This is a genomic window from Anabaena sp. FACHB-1237 (genome assembly GCF_014696225.1).
In the GTDB taxonomy this organism is placed as follows: Bacteria; Cyanobacteriota; Cyanobacteriia; order Cyanobacteriales; family Nostocaceae; genus FACHB-1237.
Genome location: NZ_JACJPV010000009.1, coordinates 25,111 through 45,366, shown reverse-complemented (window position 1 = coordinate 45,366; position 20,256 = coordinate 25,111). Strand labels below are relative to the sequence as shown.

General features: G+C 33.6%; 19 protein-coding genes and 1 pseudogene. 4 read left to right on the top strand and 16 right to left on the bottom strand.

Going from position 1 to position 20,256, the window contains the following annotated elements:
* Nucleotides 1–40 precede the first annotated feature (40 nt).
* From H6F32_RS06665 to H6F32_RS06630, 8 genes are all read right to left on the bottom strand, one after another.
* Nucleotides 41–997 (bottom strand): FTR1 family protein, encoded by a 957-nt coding sequence (locus H6F32_RS06665; RefSeq protein WP_190368556.1) that lies wholly within the window; start codon nucleotides 995–997, stop codon nucleotides 41–43.
* Nucleotides 998–1,190: 193 nt separating this feature from the next.
* Nucleotides 1,191–1,625 (bottom strand): bacterioferritin, encoded by a 435-nt coding sequence (locus H6F32_RS06660; protein ID WP_190368555.1) that lies wholly within the window; start codon nucleotides 1,623–1,625, stop codon nucleotides 1,191–1,193.
* A 365-nt stretch (nucleotides 1,626–1,990) separates the two neighbouring features.
* Nucleotides 1,991–3,001, bottom strand: coding sequence for a helix-hairpin-helix domain-containing protein (locus H6F32_RS06655; protein WP_190368554.1), 1,011 nt, complete (start codon nucleotides 2,999–3,001; stop codon nucleotides 1,991–1,993).
* 312 nt (nucleotides 3,002–3,313) lie between these two features.
* Nucleotides 3,314–3,526: a hypothetical protein gene (locus H6F32_RS06650; protein ID WP_190368553.1), complete on the bottom strand. Its 213-nt coding sequence runs from the start codon at nucleotides 3,524–3,526 to the stop codon at nucleotides 3,314–3,316.
* Between the two features lie 23 nt (nucleotides 3,527–3,549).
* Nucleotides 3,550–4,026 (bottom strand): hypothetical protein, encoded by a 477-nt coding sequence (locus tag H6F32_RS06645; RefSeq protein WP_190368552.1) that lies wholly within the window; start codon nucleotides 4,024–4,026, stop codon nucleotides 3,550–3,552.
* A gap of 34 nt (nucleotides 4,027–4,060) precedes the next feature.
* Complete coding sequence (locus tag H6F32_RS06640; RefSeq protein WP_190368551.1) at nucleotides 4,061–4,681, bottom strand: hypothetical protein; 621 nt, start codon at nucleotides 4,679–4,681, stop codon at nucleotides 4,061–4,063.
* Between the two features lie 309 nt (nucleotides 4,682–4,990).
* Nucleotides 4,991–5,455 (bottom strand): transposase family protein, encoded by a 465-nt coding sequence (locus H6F32_RS06635; protein WP_190368550.1) that lies wholly within the window; start codon nucleotides 5,453–5,455, stop codon nucleotides 4,991–4,993.
* A gap of 142 nt (nucleotides 5,456–5,597) precedes the next feature.
* Nucleotides 5,598–6,623, bottom strand: a complete 1,026-nt coding sequence (locus H6F32_RS06630; RefSeq protein ID WP_190368549.1) for a multicopper oxidase domain-containing protein — start codon at nucleotides 6,621–6,623, stop codon at nucleotides 5,598–5,600.
* Nucleotides 6,624–7,177: 554 nt separating this feature from the next.
* Here H6F32_RS06630 and H6F32_RS06625 point away from each other — a divergent pair.
* Nucleotides 7,178–7,792, top strand: a complete 615-nt coding sequence (locus tag H6F32_RS06625) for a TetR/AcrR family transcriptional regulator (RefSeq protein WP_190368548.1) — start codon at nucleotides 7,178–7,180, stop codon at nucleotides 7,790–7,792.
* A 23-nt stretch (nucleotides 7,793–7,815) separates the two neighbouring features.
* Here H6F32_RS06625 and H6F32_RS06620 read toward each other — a convergent pair whose 3' ends face one another.
* The 3 genes from H6F32_RS06620 to cruF form a co-directional block, all read right to left on the bottom strand.
* Entirely contained in the window at nucleotides 7,816–8,223 is a 408-nt protein-coding gene (locus tag H6F32_RS06620) for a DUF4332 domain-containing protein (RefSeq protein ID WP_190368547.1), read from the bottom strand.
* Nucleotides 8,224–8,251: 28 nt separating this feature from the next.
* Nucleotides 8,252–9,064 carry a PhzF family phenazine biosynthesis protein gene (locus H6F32_RS06615; RefSeq protein ID WP_190368546.1) on the bottom strand — a complete coding sequence of 271 codons (813 nt, stop codon included), beginning with the start codon at nucleotides 9,062–9,064 and terminating at the stop codon, nucleotides 8,252–8,254.
* A 259-nt stretch (nucleotides 9,065–9,323) separates the two neighbouring features.
* Nucleotides 9,324–10,214 (bottom strand): gamma-carotene 1'-hydroxylase CruF, encoded by an 891-nt coding sequence (cruF, locus tag H6F32_RS06610; RefSeq protein WP_190368545.1) that lies wholly within the window; start codon nucleotides 10,212–10,214, stop codon nucleotides 9,324–9,326.
* A gap of 231 nt (nucleotides 10,215–10,445) precedes the next feature.
* Between cruF and H6F32_RS06605 the strand changes: the two genes are divergently transcribed.
* The gene (locus H6F32_RS06605; RefSeq protein ID WP_190368544.1) at nucleotides 10,446–10,880 is read left to right on the top strand and encodes a hypothetical protein; all 435 of its coding nucleotides are present in this window, start codon (nucleotides 10,446–10,448) and stop codon (nucleotides 10,878–10,880) included.
* A 109-nt stretch (nucleotides 10,881–10,989) separates the two neighbouring features.
* On the opposite strand, the gene rpmA is transcribed toward H6F32_RS06605, so the two are convergent.
* Nucleotides 10,990–11,262: a 50S ribosomal protein L27 gene (gene rpmA / locus H6F32_RS06600; RefSeq protein ID WP_190368543.1), complete on the bottom strand. Its 273-nt coding sequence runs from the start codon at nucleotides 11,260–11,262 to the stop codon at nucleotides 10,990–10,992.
* A 174-nt stretch (nucleotides 11,263–11,436) separates the two neighbouring features.
* Nucleotides 11,437–11,844, bottom strand: a complete 408-nt coding sequence (gene rplU / locus H6F32_RS06595; protein WP_190368542.1) for a 50S ribosomal protein L21 — start codon at nucleotides 11,842–11,844, stop codon at nucleotides 11,437–11,439.
* 458 nt (nucleotides 11,845–12,302) lie between these two features.
* Between rplU and H6F32_RS06590 the strand changes: the two genes are divergently transcribed.
* Complete coding sequence (locus H6F32_RS06590) at nucleotides 12,303–13,400, top strand: DNA polymerase beta superfamily protein (protein WP_190368541.1); 1,098 nt, start codon at nucleotides 12,303–12,305, stop codon at nucleotides 13,398–13,400.
* Between the two features lie 85 nt (nucleotides 13,401–13,485).
* Here the strand turns inward: H6F32_RS06590 and H6F32_RS06585 are convergent, their stop codons facing one another.
* From H6F32_RS06585 to H6F32_RS20455, 3 genes and pseudogenes are all read right to left on the bottom strand, one after another.
* Entirely contained in the window at nucleotides 13,486–14,919 is a 1,434-nt protein-coding gene (locus H6F32_RS06585; protein ID WP_190368540.1) for a serine/threonine-protein kinase, read from the bottom strand.
* A gap of 259 nt (nucleotides 14,920–15,178) precedes the next feature.
* Nucleotides 15,179–16,447, bottom strand: a complete 1,269-nt coding sequence (locus H6F32_RS06580; RefSeq protein WP_190368637.1) for a valine--pyruvate transaminase — start codon at nucleotides 16,445–16,447, stop codon at nucleotides 15,179–15,181.
* A 238-nt stretch (nucleotides 16,448–16,685) separates the two neighbouring features.
* Nucleotides 16,686–16,778: pseudogene (locus tag H6F32_RS20455) on the bottom strand (transcriptional regulator); the annotation flags it as partial.
* Nucleotides 16,779–17,010: 232 nt separating this feature from the next.
* Between H6F32_RS20455 and H6F32_RS06575 the strand changes: the two are divergent.
* On the top strand, nucleotides 17,011–20,019 hold the full coding sequence (locus H6F32_RS06575; protein ID WP_190368539.1) for a UPF0182 family protein: 3,009 nt from the start codon (nucleotides 17,011–17,013) through the stop codon (nucleotides 20,017–20,019).
* The last annotated feature ends 237 nt before the right edge of the window (nucleotides 20,020–20,256 follow it).

The following is a 20,256-nucleotide window of genomic DNA, read 5'->3' as shown; positions in this document are numbered from 1 at the left end:
ATAAAAGTTGGGTTGCGATGCAGCTTAACCCAACCTACGGTTAATTAGTGGAGTTATTCACTGAAATTCTTTTTGTATTTTGGGGAATTACTCCACTGGTTAAACTGCGGAAATATAACGCACCAATAATAGTTAAAAACATTAAATATCCTATGGCTTGCACTAAGAAAATTTGATCTCTATAACCAAATAATGATTTAAAAATAATCCCTGGAAAATTATCATCAGGAAGTATTTTTTCTAAATTCCAAACTAATGGACCAAGAATACAAGAATGTACTTTACTAAAGTGTTGATAATAGAAACAAATATTTTCTGATGCACGACTACTAAGAGAAAAGTTAGCCATAGCTTCATCAAAATGATGTAATGAAGAAACTACTAAACCAGCCACAATTAAAATTAAGAAAATGCCCATAGTTTGGAAAAACTGGCGAATATTAATTTTCACACCCCATTTAAACAATAAAACACCAATTGCTGCGGCTGTAGCTAAACCCAATAAAGCCCCTATTGTGGGTAATAAACCTTGTTGAAAATTAGCAGCTATAAATAAAACTGTTTCAAAACCTTCACGAGTAACAGCAATTAATATCAAGGTAAAAACTCCCCAACCAGCATGACCATTTTTTGCTAATGCTTCATTAACTGCACCTTCAACTTGTGCTTTCATTAATTTGGCTTGTGTTGTCATCCAAATTAACATCCAACTCAGCATAATTATGGCTAATATACCAAATAAAGATTCTAGTGTTGGTTCAACTACAGGAGTATATTCTGGGTTAATATTGCCTAAGAATTTAATCAGAAATGTAAATAAAATGCCAATTAAAGCACTGACAAAAATACCCACAGCAACACCACCAAAAACCCAAGATTTTAGATGAGATTGTTTGGCTTTATGTAATAATGCTAATACAATTCCTACCACCAGGGCAGCTTCTACTCCTTCCCGGAGAGTAATGACAAAAGTAGGTAAAAGAGTACTAAAGTTCATAGTTTTTAATGATTTTCTGTTAGATGTAGATGTAGGGTGCGTCAGACAGCATAAATCACGCAAATAAACAGATTATTGATATCTGATGCACCATACTAATTTGTTAAAATTTGTCAGGGGATTATACACTTTTATAATTTAATCTTAGTAGGGGTTTAGCACTGCTAAACCCCTACTAATTTCTCATGATATACTAGCTAAAATCCCGTAGCATTTTCTTGAGTTCTAAGTTGTGCATTTCTTCTTGACCTATCATACCACGAGTAAATTCTTCTAGGTAAATACTGGCATCTGCCACAGTTTCTAGGAGACTTTTGTACATATCTAGGGCTTTTCTCTCGTGAGATAAACTTTCTTGCAAAATATCTTTAACTGTATGTTTGAAAGTTTCTTCCATTGGTGCAATTCTCAAGGTAGGATGGCCATCTAAACCTGTTAAAATTTCTCCTACTTGTTGTGCGTGTAATAAAGATTCACTGGCTTGGGCTTTGAAAAATGCGACAATAGGAATACGGTTAGGTCCTGTTACCATCAGGGAATAATGAGTATAACGTACTACTCCTGCTAATTCAAATTCCATGATAGCATTAAGGAGATCAATGGTTTTTTGGTGGTCGAGTTCTCGCATTTTTTGTTAAGTTTGGCAAATTACAATTTCAGGGGCTGTTTGAGAGAATTTTTGTGAGGTGTTATACCAATATTATCTATTGGTTTATCTATTGGCATCCTGGAGTTTTTTTGATGTTTAAGTTTTCACTATTTCCTCTCTTTTGATTTATTTTAAGCTGTTTTTTGTTGATTTCCAAGGGTGTGAGATGATTAATTTTGTACGTTGGTATTACTGTTATTCATTACTAACGTAAGTTGCCAGTTAGATGAAGTAAGGTGCGTCAGAATCTTAAAATTGGTAATTTTAACCCAAATTATTCTGTCTGACGCACCCTACACACTACAAAATATCCGAAAATTAATAACTAGCAACTTGGGTTACTATTAATTTCCTTTAATGATTTTTTGTGCGTTTTCTTCGATGGTTTTAATAATTTTACTCACTTGTTCGGGGGTTTTAACTGCTTGTGCTGGAGGTATAGCTGTTGGCCAAGTTTTCACTAGTTCTGCTAAGTTGGTTTCTATGGTTTTGTTGATTTCAGGATTTTTTTGATTGATTTGGGTAGCAATAGTTTTGTATAATTCTTGAGAATAAATTACAAAACCACGAGAGTCTTGATATTCTATGGGTTCGGTAATTTTGCCCTTGGCTATAGCTGCACCATATTCAGAATTAGCAGCATCTAATAAGCTATTTATTACTTGAAAAATAAATGTAGGTTTGCTGATTTCTTCTTTTGGCAATGAGGCGATCGCTTTATCTACTGCTACCATAGAATTACTAAACTCACTCTTAATTTTTTCACTCTTAGGGTTACTTTTCACTAATTCTTGTAATCTTACTAAATTACTCTTAAATTGTGTAACTTTTCTGTCATTTAACTGTTCTTCCACATCAATATATATTTCCTCTACTGGATGTCCTATATGGGGTTCAGCTTGTTTAGGTTCATTTTGGTCTAATAGTTCTTTGGCTACTAAAAGATGTCCTTTCATTAACCCTAATTTGGTCATGAAGTCTATATCTTTGGCTTCTCCTGTTAATACTATATCTTCCACTGTCACCATATCTTTAATTTGGTCAAATTGGCCTTGACTAATAACTTTTTTTGTGACTAAATCTTGAGCAGAACCATAAGGTCTACCAGCTTGAATTTTATTAGATAATGCGGGTACTCCTAATTTAGCTTCTAGTTTATCTAATTGGGATAAAATGGCATTATTAATATTGATTTTTGGTTTATTACTGTGGCCACTGTGGGCGCTTATTTCTGTCACTTGTGCTGTATTTGGTGTGGTTTTAATATCTGCTGTTGGTGTGCTGTTGGTGCAGGAACTCAGGGAAATAATGATACACGCACCAATAGATAGAAATATATAACGAGATTTAATCATTGTTGCTCCTGGATTGAAAATGGGATAAACAGTGTTTTCTGAATGTCTAGTGAAAAAAACTAATAAGTATTCGCAATAGATATTCATAAATATTTATCATAAATGAAAGTATTTATCAACTAATTTTTTGTGTTCTGGGTATAATTTAGATTTTTTTAGATTTTTTAAATTTATGTTCTCAATTCAAAGCATTAAAGCTTATAATTAGCACAGGTACTCATTCCCAGGTGGCCGCCTGGAAATGAGAAACTAAAATAAGAAAAACTAATTAGACTCCATTGCAGATACTTGTATCAAAAAAGCATGGGGTCTTTACTTTGCTAAACCCAAGTCATATTTGCCTTCAAAACTTAAAGACTTAACATGAAAGCCTTTAAACTTTTCCATCTGACTAACGCGCATCATAGATGTAGGATAAGTAACGGCTAAGAGAGAAAAAACACCAATTAATACCCAGACATATTTCTGTAATTCTCTATCTGATATTTTTTCTTTAGCTAAATTTTCTGTTCTTTGTATTTGCATAACTCACATCCTTGGTTGATTTATTATGTCAATGGTAAATAGGGGAATAAGGGGTGCCAACTCATTGCAGTAGCGGCAATCATTAAGGTGAACATCCAGAAAAATATGGTTCTGGACTTAATTTTTTTGTTTTTCCAAACTACCGAAAGAATAGCCCAGCTGACAAGCCAACCTATAAGTAACACTGTTTCTTTCCCAGAATAACTCCCAATATTACCCCAAACTTTACTAGGGTTATGACTACCTGGTATCCAACTGCCAAGTGACCAAAGCATTTTTTCAATGTTTTTATTCGTATCCGATAAATGGTGTGCCACCATCATTGTAAAACAGCCAATTGATGCACTAATCAAAGCTGCGGCTGCTGGTCCAGAAACAGTTGGTGGGTTATTTGAACCTTGATATAGAAACACAGGAAAGCCTTTTAATTTTTGCCAAAGGTGACTATAAAAAGGTTCTAATTCCGTGGTAACTTGAGATGACTTTGGGTATTCAGTCATAGAAATGATCCTCAAATATTTAATTACAAATTAATTACAAGGCATGGACTTTAGCAATACCAAGTCCAGTAACTAACCCGCCCATGGCATAAAACATCATTGCCATTAAAGCCACACAGGTAGCAGTAAGAACGGGGCGGTTTTGTTTTTCCAAAATTGAGTCACCATATTGCCATAAAATCCAGGTACAAGCTACCCCTAATGGCAAGGTAAATAAAACGCTAAATTCGTGGTACTCCATGAGTACATATTGAACTAAAGGGGAGTTTTCTTTAAGCCAAGCTCTTGCACCACCAAATTCGATTCCTGCACGGTAACGCATATAGACTAAATTACCTGTAGCGATGCCCAAAAATGCGATCGCACTTGACCAAAATGTTAAGGTACGCATTTGGGGTAATATTTTGCTTGATCCTCGCAGTAAGGGAAAAGCTAAATGTCCTGTATACACAGCAACAACCATTGCTAATAATGCTCCCACGCCATGAATTGTTCCTAGTGAACGCTGCCAGGGGCTAGGATGTAAAAGATTAAAAAATGGCAAAAATAAAAACATTCCTGCTGATAAGATGCTCAACCCATATACAGAAGTTTTAGCAATATCTAGCTGTTTAGGAAAAGTCCTCGAACCTGAATCAATACCTGAATCTACCATGATAGATACTCCTGCTTTGCAATTATATAAATTACATTTCCATGAAATAATCTAGCGATTTTTCCGAGAGGTTTGCACTCTTTTAATTGATCATAAAAATGTAATTTTTAGAACAATTAGCTAAATTTACTTGCGGTGAATAATTCCGCAAATAAATATTTTACTTTATTAACAGTGCCTGCTTGATGACAGCACTTATTAAATAATACATATTTTTAGTTAAAAAATAAACCTTAACTGAACTAAAGTTTTTATTTTTCGACTTAATGGTGATAACCATAACTTATGTTTCAAATTAAAAAATTGTATTTACTTTTGTAGAGAGAAATCTTTTTTATTTAACTCATTAGATTTTATTTGTTGATTGACATGATTAATAATATTCTTGACCTGTTGAATACTAATATTTTCCTGCTTACTGACTTGATCAATACTGGAACTATTAACTAAATAGCAAATCATCTCTTCATATCTTTTAGTGTAATTTCTCCGCCAATTAATAAATTCTAATTGTTCTGTTATGTAACGTTGACATAACCGACAATAAAACTGACGACGGGGTAAATTTAAGTAAACTTGTTGACCACAAGTGGGTAAATCTCTCACTAAAATTGGCCTAACTTGATGTAATTCTGCTGTATATTTATGGCAATAAGGACAGTCAATTCCCGACGCTAAAATGCTTAAATTGAAACAAAGAGAATGATCTGAATTATGCCAAGATTCTACTTGTACTTCTGGTAAATTAAGTAACTTAGTTAAATGTTCATCCATTGGCAAATATACCCCACTGATAATTAGCTAGTTAATTAATTGAGATTATCTAGTTATGGCTCCATAAAATAAATGATAAAAATTGTCAAAATTTAGTGAAACAATAATCTTAATAGCATATCAATACGTACAGTAAGTATGATTACGATTTCTTGACTAGATTTTGGTAGTCATTTGCAGCAATGACTTCAAACTGTCCCATACAGCCATTTTCGGCAATTACATCCTGATGCGGATGAAACATATACTTTCCTGGATACTTAAAAGCAAACTCTAAAATGTGTCGTTCTGCTACTCCCATGGTTAAAACATCCGTTTTTTCACTGGGAGTCATAGTCATTCCTGAACGGTAAACATCAAAAAAGTTAGCGTGAATATGAAACGTCACTGCGGGATCAAATTCAATAATGTTCAATACATGGACACGAATTAATTGATTCTGATAAATTTTGACAGGATTGTGCATAAGATAATGGGGAAGACCATTAAAAGCATAAAACTCATTTTTGTCATCATCATTTATGTCATATCCAGACATAATTAATACTATTTCATCGGCGGGAGGACGTGGTTTAGGTGGATCAATGATAAACATTCCATATAAACCTTTAGCAATGTGCCGGGTAACAGGTGCGACATGACAGTGATATAAATGAACGCCGTAGGGTTCAGCATCAAATTCATATATAGTCGCTTTACCGTTACTAACTGGTTTTACTCCATCCATTTCTGCGGTATGAATACCATGAAAATGTAATGAGTGAGAATGTCCAGCTTTATTGAGAAAAAGTATTCTTATTCTTTCCCCTTGCTTTGCCCGTAGGGTTGGTCCAGGAATACGTCCGTTTAAGTCCCAGATGTTATAAGACACAGCAGTATTAAGCTGTATTTGGGAAGTACCAGCAACTAACTGAAATTCTCGAATTATTCGCCCATTTTCCCGTTTAATTGTCCCGTATTCAAAATTTCTCAATACTTGAGTTGGGTTAGCAGCACCATGAGAATGTGGCATTTCTACTAAGGGAGGAATTTTTACGGTGTGATTATTTTTGGTTTTGAGAAGTTGCCAAATTCCTGCGGTAGTTGATATTACAGCACCAAATAAACCCATTTTTAAGAGTTCTCGACGCTGGATTTTATCTTTACTGATGGTAAAGTTATGAAACATGAAGTTACAAGGGAAATGATTGAACAAAAATTAGGAATAATGGACAAATAATGATAATTGTTTGCAATTAGTTGTATGTATCCTACAGGAGTTAAGAATTATTGTCAATAAGTTGAAAAAATAATTTTTTGTGGATGATCTTACGTGAAGTATGCAAAATATGTAGCTGTTTACTCAAGTATGGATTATAGATGCAAGCATCTTGCTTGCACTGCTTTAATTCTAGGTTTTTTGATTATACAATTTATTTACACATCAACTGAATCCGATTCCTAGCTAAATATCTTAATTTATATCACAACATATTTAAGCGAATTTACTGAAGTAGTTAAGAGAATCAGATTAATGGTATAATGATGGTAACACCCAAAATTTGCTGGAGGATCTCTAGCAACAATAGCTCAGTTGTGTAAGTCCTGAATTTTTATCAAGTGATCAGGTTTAATGAACCATAGAATTATTAAACTTCTGTAATTTTTCCTTTGACAGTTAAATAATCGTGCTACAAATCATGTTCCAGGGATATAAAAATCATCATTACTACCATTACTACTATGCGAGTTTTTCACTATTCTCCACCGGCTGAAGCACAGACACGCCAGCGTATCTTAGAAGCGGCTCAACATTTGTTTGCCGTGCATGGTTTTGATGGTACTACAACTCGTGACTTAGCGCAGTCTGCGGGTATTGCGGAGGGTACTTTATTTCGCTATTTTCCTAATAAAAAGGCGATTTTGGTGGAAGTGGCCACTAATGGTTGGGTAGAAATTCTTACAGATTTATTAACGGAATTAAGTGAAATGGGAAGTTATAAAGCTGTAGCCCAGGTGATGCGGAGACGGATGTGGAATTTGCGAAAAAACGCTGATATGATGCGTGTCTGTTTTATGGAGGTGCAATTTCATCCTGATTTGCGCGATCGCATCCAAACAGAAGTTATTGATAAAATGACTAATGTAGCGGAAGCGTTTTTTCAAACGGCTATGGATAAGGGTATTTATCGCCAAATGGATGCCAAACTGGTAGCCAAGGTATTTTTAGGAATGTTTGCTATTGCTGGCTTTTCTGATAATACTCTAATTAATGCTAATGCTTCTCCTGAAGAAATGAAAGAAATGGCTGAAGGTTTAGCGGATATTTTTCTGAATGGGGTATTAGCAAAAGAATAATTGATAATTGATAATTGACATACCTATCTATTGCCAATTATTTTCGCCTGATGACTCCATTGTTTCACTAATTCAATACTAGGAGATAAATCAGAACGTTGTAAAGTAGCTACTTGTAATTTGATAATTTGTTTGTGTAATTTATAGGTAGGAATTTCTGCTAATTGTTGTACAGAAATAACTCCAGAATGCAACAATAAACCACAATATTGTGTACCTACGGTGGGAATACGAGATAAATTTGCTAATGCTACCCATTTGTTAATATGTTGAATATTTATTTTCAATTGGTTAGCTAAATTTAATCTAGTTTCTGGTGTTTTTCCTTGTTGAAATAGGTTCATTGTGGTGTTAATTCCTATTTCTTGTAATTGGGTTTTTTCTGCTACACTTAAACCCGGTAATTCTGAAATTGGCCAATTAGACTGCATAAGATAATGGATAGTGGATAATTGATAGCTAATTACTGAATAATTCACCTTGCATCACGGTAACTGCTTGTCCAGATATTATCACGCGATCGCCTCCATTATATCTTACTTTTACCACTCCTCCCCGAGTTGATGCCTGATAGGCTAAAAACTCATCTTTCTTTAATTTATCCCGCCAAAATGGTGCTAAACAACAATGGGCTGCCCCTGTAACCGGATCCTCATCAATACCTAATTCTGGGGCAAAAAACCGAGATACAAAATCATAATCATGATAACAAATACTTGTCACTATCACATTACCAATGGTCAAATTTTTCATCTTCTGGAAATTGGGTTTAGTATTTGTTACTAAATCTGCTGATTTTAATTCTACCAAATAACCTAAAGAATTGATCGCCACTGATTGAATAGATGTCAATTCCACATCTAAAACCTCCGCAATTATTTCTGTAGAGTCTATAATTACTTGAGAATAATTCACAGGAAAATCTAATTCTATCCAATCATCTTGTAATTTAGCAATTAAAATACCACTTTTTGTGTAAAATTTTGCTATTTCATCTGGTTTTAAATATCCTTGTAGCCATAATACATGACTACTAGCTAAAGTTGCATGGCCACACAAAGGAACTTCTACCGATGGAGTAAACCAACGCAGTCTAAAACCATCATTTTCACGAAGTAAAAAAGCTGTTTCTGATAAGTTCATTTCCTGGGCAACTTTTTGCATCCAGTCATCAGTTTTGGCAGTATTTAATAGGCATACAGCCGCAGGATTTCCTTGAAATGGTATATTAGTAAAAGCATCTACTTGAGTTATTTTAATCATTTGATTCATAATTATTGATAATTTCTAAGATCGATATTATCATAGCGGTTTCCAGTCTAATGAAGTACAAAATCATCTGCGTTTATCTACGTTCAATTATTATGGAAATAGCTGTAGTATTTTATTAGCATTCATTCAGCATTCAGCTTTTTTTCAGTAAATTTAATTTTGTACCTGATAAAGAGTACATATCGCTATATTGTCTTTGAGAATAATGTCCTCAAATAATAGCTGAACGCTGATAACTGAATGCTGAATGCTGATAAACTTACTTAAAAGCCGCTTCTACCTGTGCTGGAACTGCGATTTTTTCTGTGGTTTGTAAACTAGAACCTTTTAACCACAATGTTACAGCAGGTATTACTCCTAAAAACACACCTAAGAGTACAGGAATAGAAAAACCCGCAGCTAAACTCATAACTGTAGCAAAACCGAAGTTACCTAAATACACTATCAAAGGTAAATTTAGGGGTAAATTTTCGATTTTAATGGGGTTTTTACTCCATAAGAAAGCTGATACAGTCATAAATATTGAACCTGTTCCCATCCAACCCGCAAAATTTTGATAAGGCATTCCAAAAAACGCACCTGGTTGATGCCAGTACCAAAAAGGCAAGGATGTTTGACTCATGGCTGGGTCCAATACAAAATCCCATGATGTTAATAATAATGCACCTAAAGCGATCGCTCCTGCATGACGCAATAATGTGGGTTTATTATCTACTTTTAAACCTACACGAGCCAATACATAAGCAACACATCCTAAATAAAACCAAGATAAGGGAATTGTAAAAGGTACTAAACCAGCAATTTTATAACCTAAACCACTTAGATAATTATAGTGACCAAAAGGAAATCCTGTGCTAGTTCCCAATAACTCACTACTCAGGGAAATTGACAAAGAAGGAATTAAAAATGCTAAGGCCTTTCCTAAACCTAAATGGCGATAAGCATAGATGAAAACTGCTAATGCACCCAGAATCATGTATACCACACCACCACCTGCCATACTCCACTGCATGACATTTTCACTAAATTCGGAAACACCGACAATTGCTTCAGCGTTAGGAATAACTATCAATATCCCTATCAGTCCAAATATCATAGATACAATGTGGCCGATAAGGGACACACGCTCAAAAATCGCAAGCTGTCTCATGATCAATCCTTAATAATATGCCAGATGGCTACTCAACTGCTAATAGTTTACAAATATTTATGAACTTATTTAACCAAATATTTAATTTTATTGCAAAATTTTTATAAATCATGTAATTAGGAATGAGAATACAGAAATTTATACCGACACTTCGTACTCAATAACTACTTTATTTAGCCGCAATACAGGGTAAAATAATTAATATACCGAATTGTCGGGAATGCCAAAATTATGATGATCCTGAAAAAAATACCTTGGTTTTCCCTATCACTAGTCCTACTAACTTACACTGCACTAGGTTGGGTAATTTCTGATACTAAGCCTCCTGTTTACATTTGGATTGTTACCGTAGTTTGTACTTTGATATTTGTTAGTTTCTTGACAAATGTATTTTCTAAGATAAGTAACTATACTAACGTTTTATTTAAGACAAACTTTAGAACATTTGGTGTGACAGTGTTAGCTGCTTTTCTGTTTTTTCTGATGATTGCTTGGTTTAAAGTATTTCTTGATACTTTATTAATTTTATCAGCTACAGTTTTAGCGAAAATAGATTTTCAAACAGCTAACTTAAATAAACAATATACCTTTTTATTAACGTCTTTAAGTTCTTTATTAGGTTTAGTATTAGGTATATTTATCCATTATCGTATTAGCAACGTTTAAAAACAAATAAAAAACAAATAAAATAGGAGATTGCAGGTTTAGCGACTAAATAATACTAAACCCGCTTTCCTACAAATTAATTGTTAATTATCCATTATCAACTAACTTTTTAGCTTGCAGCAGCAGCAACAACAGGATAAACGCTTACCTTCTTCTTGCTTTTACCTTTTCTTTCAAAAGAAACCACACCATCAACTAAAGCGAATAAAGTATCATCACTACCAATACCAACATTATTACCAGGATGTACTTTTGTGCCACGTTGACGTACTAAAATATTACCAGCGCGGACAGTTTGACCACCATAGCGTTTTACGCCTAAACGTTGAGCATTAGAATCACGACCGTTCCGTGTACTACCTGTACCTTTCTTATGAGCCATAATTTCCTCTTGTTATTGTAATTTTGCACTTTTGGGAATTTTAACTTATTCCACTGCTTTTACTTGTTACTAATAGTTTTAGGGTGTGTCAGATATTAATAATCCGTTTATTTGCGATTTTTATACAGTTTGATCCACCCTAAAAATATGCCAGTTGCGTCAGTCCTAGCTAAATTATTCCGCAGCCTGTTCTACTTCTTCCTCGACATATTCAACAATAGCACCAGAAAGATTAAGAGCAGATTCTTCGTAAGCTAGAACTTCATCATTGAGTTTAATGGAATTAATCAACAATCTAGTAATTTCTTGACGATGACCCCGTTTTTTGCGAGTTTTCTTTTTAGGCTTCATCTTATATACTAGGACTTTACGGCCTCTAAAGTGCCGCATCACAGTCCCTTCCACTATAGCACCATTTACTGTAGGTTGGCCGATGGAAACTGTGTCATTATGTTGAAGCAGTAATACTGAGTTAATGGTAACTTTATCATCAGGTTCGGCGTGTAGTAATTCAATATCGTAAAAGTGGCCTGCTTCTACTTTAATTTGTTTACCGCCAGTTTGAATAATTGCGTAGGTCATGATTTATGTTGATAGTGCCGTACAGGTAGCTGGTTTATGTCTAAATTTGATGTGATTTAGTGTTCCAGCTTTTTTGGTATGTCTACCTGATCCGAGCGGGATAAGAGACAGACAATCTACGATTATAGTATAGCGATCGCTCTTTTGTCAACCAAATCAAAAAAGATGGTTGACTTATTTTTTTTGATATTATCAAAAGAGGAAGATATCTGAATTTTAATTATCATAATTATTGGAGAAATATAAACAGTATGGTGCGTCAGACTAGATAGATTCTACCAATAAACAGATTGTTAATATCTGACGCACCCTACTAATAAGCTAATGTGCAGCACTCACTGTATAATTAAAAAACCTGAAGTTACAGTAGCACAAGCATCTTGCTTGTATTAATTATTCAATTTAAAGGCACAACAGCTTATGCCAATTATCTAATTTTAGATAATAATTAGAGAAATATGAAAAGAATTGAAGTTGAAAAAAGAGCGATTTTTATTGGTTTAGCAGGTAGTCATGGTTATGGATTAAATCGTCCTGATTCAGATTATGATTATCGTGGTGTATTTATCGCCCCTAAACGTTATTATTTAGGATTTGATAGCATTGAACAAAAAGATTCTGGTTGGGATGAACCGGGTATATTTCCCTTCATTGATAATAATCAAGATACGGTAATTTATGAGTTGCGAAAAGTTCTACATTTGTTAGCTGGTGCAAATCCTAATATTTTAGAACTGTTATGGTTAACTAATTATCCTTTTTTAACATATATTGGACAACATTTAATTAATCATAGGGAATTATTTTTGAGTAAAAAGGTTAAACATACCTATTCTGGATATGCTTTTGCCCAAATTAAAAAGATGGAAACCCATCGCAAATGGTTATTAAACCCTCCTACAAAAAAACCTATACCAGCAGATTTTGGTATTGTGGATGAAACCCCTTTAACCAAGGATGAATTAAATGCTTTTTTGGAATATTTATATATTTTAATTAGGGGTAAAATTGAATTTTTAGAGGAGTCAGAACAGTTATATCAATTGTTGACTGGAGATATTGATTTTAAAGGTATTTTAAAACAATATGCTTTAAATGATGATGCTTTAGAATATACGCAAAATTTAACTTATGGGCGAAAAGATTTTATTAGATTATTACAAAAAAGTCAAAGTTATCAAATTGCATTAAGAGAATGGAAAGCATATCTATCATGGCAGGAAAATAGAAATCCTACAAGGGCAGAAATGGAGAAAAAATCAGGTTATGATTTAAAACATGGAATGCACTGTATTAGGTTGTTGCGTAGCGGTTTGGAAATATTGAAAAATGGTACCATTGTTGTTGATAGAAGATTAGCTGGTGATGTTGATGATTTAAGGGCAATTTTAAGGGGTGATTTTAGTTATGATGAGTTGATGAAAATGGCGGAAGATTTGGTTAAGGAGATGGATATTGTTTATGAACAATCTACTTTACCACATCGTGCTGATTTAGAGAAAATTAATGGTTTGTGTATGGAGTTGGTAGAAATGCAGGGTTGGGATGAAGTTTAATATCAGTTAAATTAGATCCCCGACTTCTTAAAGAAGTCGGGGATCTTAATTAATTAACGAGGTTGTGTCATTCTCTCAAATACTATTAATTTTTTAACCCTACTTCAGCCCATACCACTGTATATGGAGAACCAGAAGAACTATCAACAAAAGAAGTTATATTAAGAATAACTAATTTTTGACCAACCAAAACTACACCCTTTTTATCTGGTAGTTTATAATTATTATACTTTTGTGGTGGGTTAATCCGCAAATTTACGTTATTCATAACTATTACTTGATCACCAATTCGAGGAACAACAGGAGGAGAAATAGTTACAGGTTGAGTAGTGGTAATAAGTGCTTCTCCAAGAGTCATCTTATCTGAATTATTATTAACAGCACCTAGTCTCATCCAACCTAGAGAAAAAGGTTGATTTCCTGTTGGTGGAATTATTACTGCTTCTGTTGGCTGGTTGAATACAATTGGTGTTGGTTCTATTTGATTAGATATAATTGGTGCTGTTGTTGGCTGATTGGATACAATTGGTGTTGGTGCTGGTTTATTCAGGGAAAAACCAATAATAATAGCAAGTCCAATTACACCACTACCAATTATAATTGGAAGAGTTATTCCTCCTTTACTAAAATTTAAGTTATTTTGATTATTTTGAATGTGTGGAATAGCAGGAATATTACCAGGAATATTAGCAGAAATAGGAGTTTGTAAAGCCATTAACATCTCTTTAGCAGTAGGATAGCGATCGCGTTGATGACAAGCAATAGACTTATCTAAAACATCACCAAAACTTACACTCAAATAGGGCGCACAATGTCGCCATAAAATATTTCCTGTAGTTGGTTCTGTGGGTAAATCTTGAGGGTATTTTCCAGTTAATAAAAAAATTGCAGTTAAACCCAAACTATAGATATCACTGGCAAAAACAGGTCTACCTACAGACTGTTCCATAGGCATAAATCCTGGTGTGCCAATGACAATTGATTGAGTAGGGTTTCCCGAAGGGCTCATTTCTGTATTCATAGTGACTTTTACCGCCCCAAAATCAATTAACACAGGTTTATTATCAGTTAATCGCCAAATAATATTATCTGGTTTAATATCTCGATGCACTATTCCTTTACTATGAACAAATTCCAAAATTTGTAAGATATTAATCACAATTTCTTTCACTGTAATTTCATTTAATACACCTTGCTGTTTGAATTTTTCTGTTAATGTTTGACCTTCGATATATTCTTGTACTAAATAAAATTCTCCGCCTTCAGAAAAATAGGCATATAATCTAGGAATTTGATAATTGCGATCGCCTAAATCTTCTAAAATAGCTGCTTCTTTTTGAAATCTTTCTTGTACCAATTGCTCCATTTGTGGATTATTTACTAATGGTCTCAGTTTTTTTATTACACACCTTTTATGAGAAGGCATTTGGGTATCTTGGGCTAAAAAAGTTTCCCCAAAACCTCCGCTACCCAATACCTGCAATACTTGATAACGATTATTCAATAATCTCACTGTCATAGAAGTTCACCTTTGTTTAAGCTTTACTTACTTTTTAGGGATTTAAGTAAAATCTCGCTTTATCTGCACTATACTATCACGTCTTAATACATCAATGTGCTGAATATTGGCTAAAAATACCATCAATTATGTTACTTTTTATTACAATGTAGCTAAAGATCCCGGACTTCTTAGAGAAGTCCGGGATCTGAAGACTACAGTGCTAAAGATCCCGGACTTCTTTAAGAAGTCCGGGATCTCAAGGCGGATCTCAATAAACCTAAGATGAATAAACTTCTGCTGCTACTTTTGCCAGTCTTTTCATAGCGATCGCAATTTCTTGATCACTACCAGTTAAACTAATTCTTAAACATTGGTTTTTATGCTCCCATTCTTCTTTTAAACCTGGGAAAAAAGTACTACCAGGAACAGCAATTACACCAACTTTTTTTAATTCTTGATAAAATTCCCAGTCAGTCATAGGCAAATCTCGCAACCATAACCAGGCAAATATTGCCCCTTCTCCTCGATGTAAAAACCAAGGTAAATTTTTTGGCATTGCTGCATCTAATGTACTTTCTAAAACGTCAAATTTATGTTGATAAAAAGGCCGAATTACTGTTTCTGCTATCTTTGCTAATTCACCTGATTTTATCGCACGAGCAGCGATCGCTTGTCCATATCTTGACGAATGAATTCCCACATTAGTCTGAAATGATTCTAACACTTGAATCAAGTTTTCATCACCAATCGCTACCCCAATTCTTTCCCCAGGTAGGCCAGCTTTTGATAAGCTCATACAATGAAGAATATTCTCCCCAAACACCGGAGTCATCTCTGTAAAATTCAAGGCCGGAAATGGTGGAGCATAAGCGGAATCAATTAACACTGGTACATGATAAGGTGCTGTTAAATCCGCTATCTTCTGCACTTCCTCATTAGTTAAAACATTACCCGTAGGATTACAGGGACGAGAGAAAATTACACAACCAGTATTTTCTGTAATTGTCAACTGACTAAAATCTGGACGATATTTAAAGCGATGTGCAACTTCATCAATATCTAAAGTAGGCTTATAGGCAATTAATGACTCTGGAAATAAACAAACACCGCCATAACCTGTATAATCTGGACTTAAAGGCAAAACAATGTCCTTGAATGTTCCATTACCCATATCGCCACCGAAAGCATTAGCAGCATAGAAATAGAGAGTTTGACTTCCGGCAGTAATAAGTACATTACTATCTGTTAAATTTAACTCATAGCGCTGGTTAAAATCATCAATAATTGCTGTGATTAATGGTGCATAGCCTTGACTAGAACCATAACGACAGACAACTTCACCATATTCAGGACTAGCTAATAAATCTGCTGTACAATCACGCCATAACTGTTCTACCTCTGGTAAAATCAGAGGGTTGCCGGCGCTTAAATTGTATAATTCCTGTCCCTTATTAGCTTTGAGGGTTTCGTTAATATCTTTCATAATTGCTCTCACGCCGGTTAAATTAGACATTTGAGAGCCAATTTTTGTAAGGGCAGGTTTCATCATGTTTGTTATAGACTGAATTAATTGTAAGATAGGGATAGTTGTTATTTAATTTAAACCAGATTTGCTATTTTAACAAAAACTGGGAGTAATTAAAAGTCAAATATGAGCTTTTTCTGAGGTGCTTCATCCTAAAAGTATCGGCATTATTCCAGTCTACAGGCTAACACGGTGAATCTGACCGATTCTTGACTGAAAAAGCGATCGCCTATCCTGTCCTTACTCAAAGATGGTATTCAAAGATGGTATAATTTAGCTGGGATGATAATTCATTCATCACAGAAACCTGTCTCACTATAAAATCATTACGCAATTCTTTAAAAATCGGCACTTATCGCACAAATAATAATCTATCAACAAAGCATACGGATGATCAATAAAATATTTATCAAATAACGCTAAAGTCAGATCCTCCACTTCTTAGAGAAGTCAGGGATATTATTATTGTAATATAAAGTACATAAAAAATTTAGATATCATAATTCTCAAAGGTTTTTAAAGTAATGTAGGATTAGTAATGAAGGTTTGGTTAAATAGTAGGATATTCCCAGGATATATTAAAAATGTTGTGGAAACTTTATGACCGAAAAATTTTACTAATAGTAATCTTATTTGTAGGATTTTGCTTATTTTTACAAATATTAGCTCATTTATCAGCAGAATTTTTCTGGTTTGATGAAGTTGGTTATATTAATGTCTGGTTATTAAAATCAATTACTCAAGGTATAACTTGTTTATTGGTGGGGGGTATCAGTATTATTTATTTATTAGTAAACCTGATTTTAGCTAGAGAATATCAATATAATAATTCTGAAATAAATATCAAGAATAATATTAATATCAGTCAAAGACTAACTAAATTTGTTACTCCCTATCATCTCCATCAAAATAATTATCGCAATGAAAATTTGCTAGTGGATAAATTACCCAATAAATCAGAAGGTATTAACTTCTTATGGTTATTGAGTATCACAACATTACTTAGTTTATTAATAGTGCTAATGGTTATTTTTTATGGTCAAATTTCTGTGAAGTATTGGCCAGAAATATTCAATCCAATGAATCAAGTTAGTTTAATTATCCCATCAATCTTTGAAATTAAGACAATTGGTAAATTAATTAAAGATATATATTCCCAGTTTTGGTATTTAGCAATAGTGGGATTGATGTCGGTAATGATATTGGTTTACTATCAGTTTCTATTAAAGGCGATCGCGGTGATTTTTAGTATTTCATTTGCTGTGGTAATTTGTCAATACTGGTCGAAAATTCTCCTGTATTTACATCCTACTAAATTTAATCTTAGCGATCCTTTATTTAATCAAGATATTGGCTTTTATATCTTCTCCCTACCAGTTTGGGAATTATTAGCATTTTGGTTAGTTGGATTATCTTTATATGGCTTAATCTCAGTATGTTTAACATATTTACTATCAGGAAACAGTCTAATTCAAGGTGTATTTGTAGGTTTTTCCTTATCCCAAAAACGCCATTTATTAGTTTTAGTTGGTGTTTTTATGTTAGTAGTTTCTTTGAGTTATTGGATTAGTTATCATCAACTACTTTATTCAGATCGTGGAGTGATTTATGGTGCAAGTTTTACTGATGTAAAAGTTTCTCTACCAGCAGATAAAATATTATGTTTATTAGCAGTGGGATTAGCTATTTATTACTTATGGCAAGGTATATTTTATGATGGTAAATTTTTAAATCATCGCTGGACAATTTATGGCATAATCATTTATTTAATATTAGCAATAATGGGAGATTATCTAGTTCCTAATGCAGTGCAATCTTTGATAGTGCAACCCAATGAATTGCAAAAAGAAGATGCTTATATTCAAAGAACAATTAAATTTACTCGTCAAGGATTTGATTTAGATAATATTGATTCTCAAATTTTTAACCCCCAAGGAAATTTAACTGAAGCTGATATTAAAGCTAATGATTTAACAATTAGAAATATTCGACTTTGGGATCAAGAACCACTATTAAAAACTAATCGAGAATTACAACAAATTCGCCCTTATTATCACTTTCATGATGCTGACATTGATAGATATGAAATTAAAAGAGATGTCACTAAGGAAAAACAACAGGTACTAATAGCAGCTAGAGAATTAGATTATAATGCTGTACCACCACAGGCAAAAACTTGGGTAAATCGTAATTTAATTTACACTCATGGTTATGGTTTTACCATGAGTCCAGTTAATACCGTTGCTAGTGGTGGACTTCCAGAATATTTTGTGAAAGATATTATTAATATTCATAAAAATAGTGATAGTTTCAATATTCCTCCTCTGGGTATTCAAGAAAGTATTCCCATAGGAGAACCACGAATTTATTATGGAGAAATTACTAATAATTATGCAATTGTTAAAACAAAGGTTAAAGAATTAGATTATCCCAGTGGTAGTGATAATGTTTATAATGTATATGATGGTTTAGGAGGAATAAATATAGGCAATTTATGGAAGAGATGCTTATTTTCCATTTACTTAAAAGATTGGAGAATGCTATTAACACGAGATTTTTTACCAGAAACAAAGGTATTGTTCCGCCGTAATATTAATGACAGAATTAAAGCGATCGCTCCTTTTTTACAATTTGATAGTGATCCTTATTTAGTAGTAGCTGATCTTGGCGAAAATCTGCAATTTCCTGGCACTAAAAATCACAATAAAAACTATCTGTATTGGTTAATAGATGCTTACACCATTAGTAATCATTATCCCTACTCTGATCCCTCTGAGACAAATAAAGATCAGATTAATTATATTCGTAATTCTGTGAAAATAGTCATAGATGCCTATCATGGTACAGTGAGATTTTATATAGCTGATCCTAGTGATCCACTAATTAATAGTTGGGCGAAAATTTTCCCGCAAATGTTTGAACCACTGGCAAATTTACCGACTGATCTTCGTAGTCACATTCGTTATCCCGTAGATTTTTTTAAAATACAATCTCAACAATTAATGAATTATCATATCACTGATTCTCAAGTTTTTTATAACCGGGAAGATCAATGGCAAATTCCCAATGAAATTTATGGTAATAAAACCCGTAAACTAGAACCATACTATGTAATTACTAGTCTTCCTAACTTACCTTTTGCTGAATTTATCTTATTATCACCCTATACTCCTAAAGATAGAACAAATTTAATTGCATGGTTAGCTGCAAGATCAGATGGCGAAAATTATGGTAAATTATTACTGTATAATTTCCCTAAAGAAAGATTAATTTATGGTACAGAACAAATAGAAGCTAGAATTAATCAAGATCCTCTCATTTCTCAACAAATTTCTCTATGGAATCGTCAAGGATCTAGTGTTATTCAAGGAAATCTTTTAGTTATACCTATTAACCAATCTTTGCTTTATGTCGAACCAATTTATTTGGAAGCAACACAAAATAGTATTCCTACATTAGTGAGAGTAATTGTAGCTTATGAAAATCGTATTATCATGGCACAAACTTTAGAAAAAGCATTAGAAGGAATATTTTTACCAGATATTATTCCACCTGATCCTATTATTCGTTCTCTTGAACAAACACCAAATTAATAATATCTTGTTTGCTCCCCCTGAAAACACCCTGCTACTTAGGTAGAGGTAATTCATGCATTACCCCTACCTTGGTTAAGTTTTGAGTAAGTCCTGTTTACACCAAGACCTAAGTTAAGCTGTTGTGCTTTTAATTGGATAATAGATCCTAGATCCCACATTGGGCACTCTCAACTGTCACACAACGAAAACCCGTCATTTAGAGATTGAGAATTGGCGAACTGCTTGCAGCAGTGC

Excerpts from the sequence above, each read along its gene's own strand:
- H6F32_RS06665 (WP_190368556.1), bottom strand. The coding sequence starts at position 997 with ATGAACTTTAGTACTCTTTTACCTACTTTTGTCATTACTCTCCGGGAA.
- H6F32_RS06660 (WP_190368555.1), bottom strand. The coding sequence starts at position 1,625 with ATGCGAGAACTCGACCACCAAAAAACCATTGATCTCCTTAATGCTATC.
- H6F32_RS06655 (WP_190368554.1), bottom strand. The coding sequence starts at position 3,001 with ATGATTAAATCTCGTTATATATTTCTATCTATTGGTGCGTGTATCATT.
- H6F32_RS06650 (WP_190368553.1), bottom strand. The coding sequence starts at position 3,526 with ATGCAAATACAAAGAACAGAAAATTTAGCTAAAGAAAAAATATCAGAT.
- H6F32_RS06645 (WP_190368552.1), bottom strand. The coding sequence starts at position 4,026 with ATGACTGAATACCCAAAGTCATCTCAAGTTACCACGGAATTAGAACCT.
- H6F32_RS06640 (WP_190368551.1), bottom strand. The coding sequence starts at position 4,681 with ATGGTAGATTCAGGTATTGATTCAGGTTCGAGGACTTTTCCTAAACAG.
- H6F32_RS06635 (WP_190368550.1), bottom strand. The coding sequence starts at position 5,455 with ATGGATGAACATTTAACTAAGTTACTTAATTTACCAGAAGTACAAGTA.
- H6F32_RS06630 (WP_190368549.1), bottom strand. The coding sequence starts at position 6,623 with ATGTTTCATAACTTTACCATCAGTAAAGATAAAATCCAGCGTCGAGAA.
- H6F32_RS06625 (WP_190368548.1), top strand. The coding sequence starts at position 7,178 with ATGCGAGTTTTTCACTATTCTCCACCGGCTGAAGCACAGACACGCCAG.
- H6F32_RS06620 (WP_190368547.1), bottom strand. The coding sequence starts at position 8,223 with ATGCAGTCTAATTGGCCAATTTCAGAATTACCGGGTTTAAGTGTAGCA.
- H6F32_RS06615 (WP_190368546.1), bottom strand. The coding sequence starts at position 9,064 with ATGAATCAAATGATTAAAATAACTCAAGTAGATGCTTTTACTAATATA.
- cruF (WP_190368545.1), bottom strand. The coding sequence starts at position 10,214 with ATGAGACAGCTTGCGATTTTTGAGCGTGTGTCCCTTATCGGCCACATT.
- H6F32_RS06605 (WP_190368544.1), top strand. The coding sequence starts at position 10,446 with ATGATGATCCTGAAAAAAATACCTTGGTTTTCCCTATCACTAGTCCTA.
- rpmA (WP_190368543.1), bottom strand. The coding sequence starts at position 11,262 with ATGGCTCATAAGAAAGGTACAGGTAGTACACGGAACGGTCGTGATTCT.
- rplU (WP_190368542.1), bottom strand. The coding sequence starts at position 11,844 with ATGACCTACGCAATTATTCAAACTGGCGGTAAACAAATTAAAGTAGAA.
- H6F32_RS06590 (WP_190368541.1), top strand. The coding sequence starts at position 12,303 with ATGAAAAGAATTGAAGTTGAAAAAAGAGCGATTTTTATTGGTTTAGCA.
- H6F32_RS06585 (WP_190368540.1), bottom strand. The coding sequence starts at position 14,919 with ATGACAGTGAGATTATTGAATAATCGTTATCAAGTATTGCAGGTATTG.
- H6F32_RS06580 (WP_190368637.1), bottom strand. The coding sequence starts at position 16,447 with ATGAAACCTGCCCTTACAAAAATTGGCTCTCAAATGTCTAATTTAACC.
- H6F32_RS06575 (WP_190368539.1), top strand. The coding sequence starts at position 17,011 with ATGTTGTGGAAACTTTATGACCGAAAAATTTTACTAATAGTAATCTTA.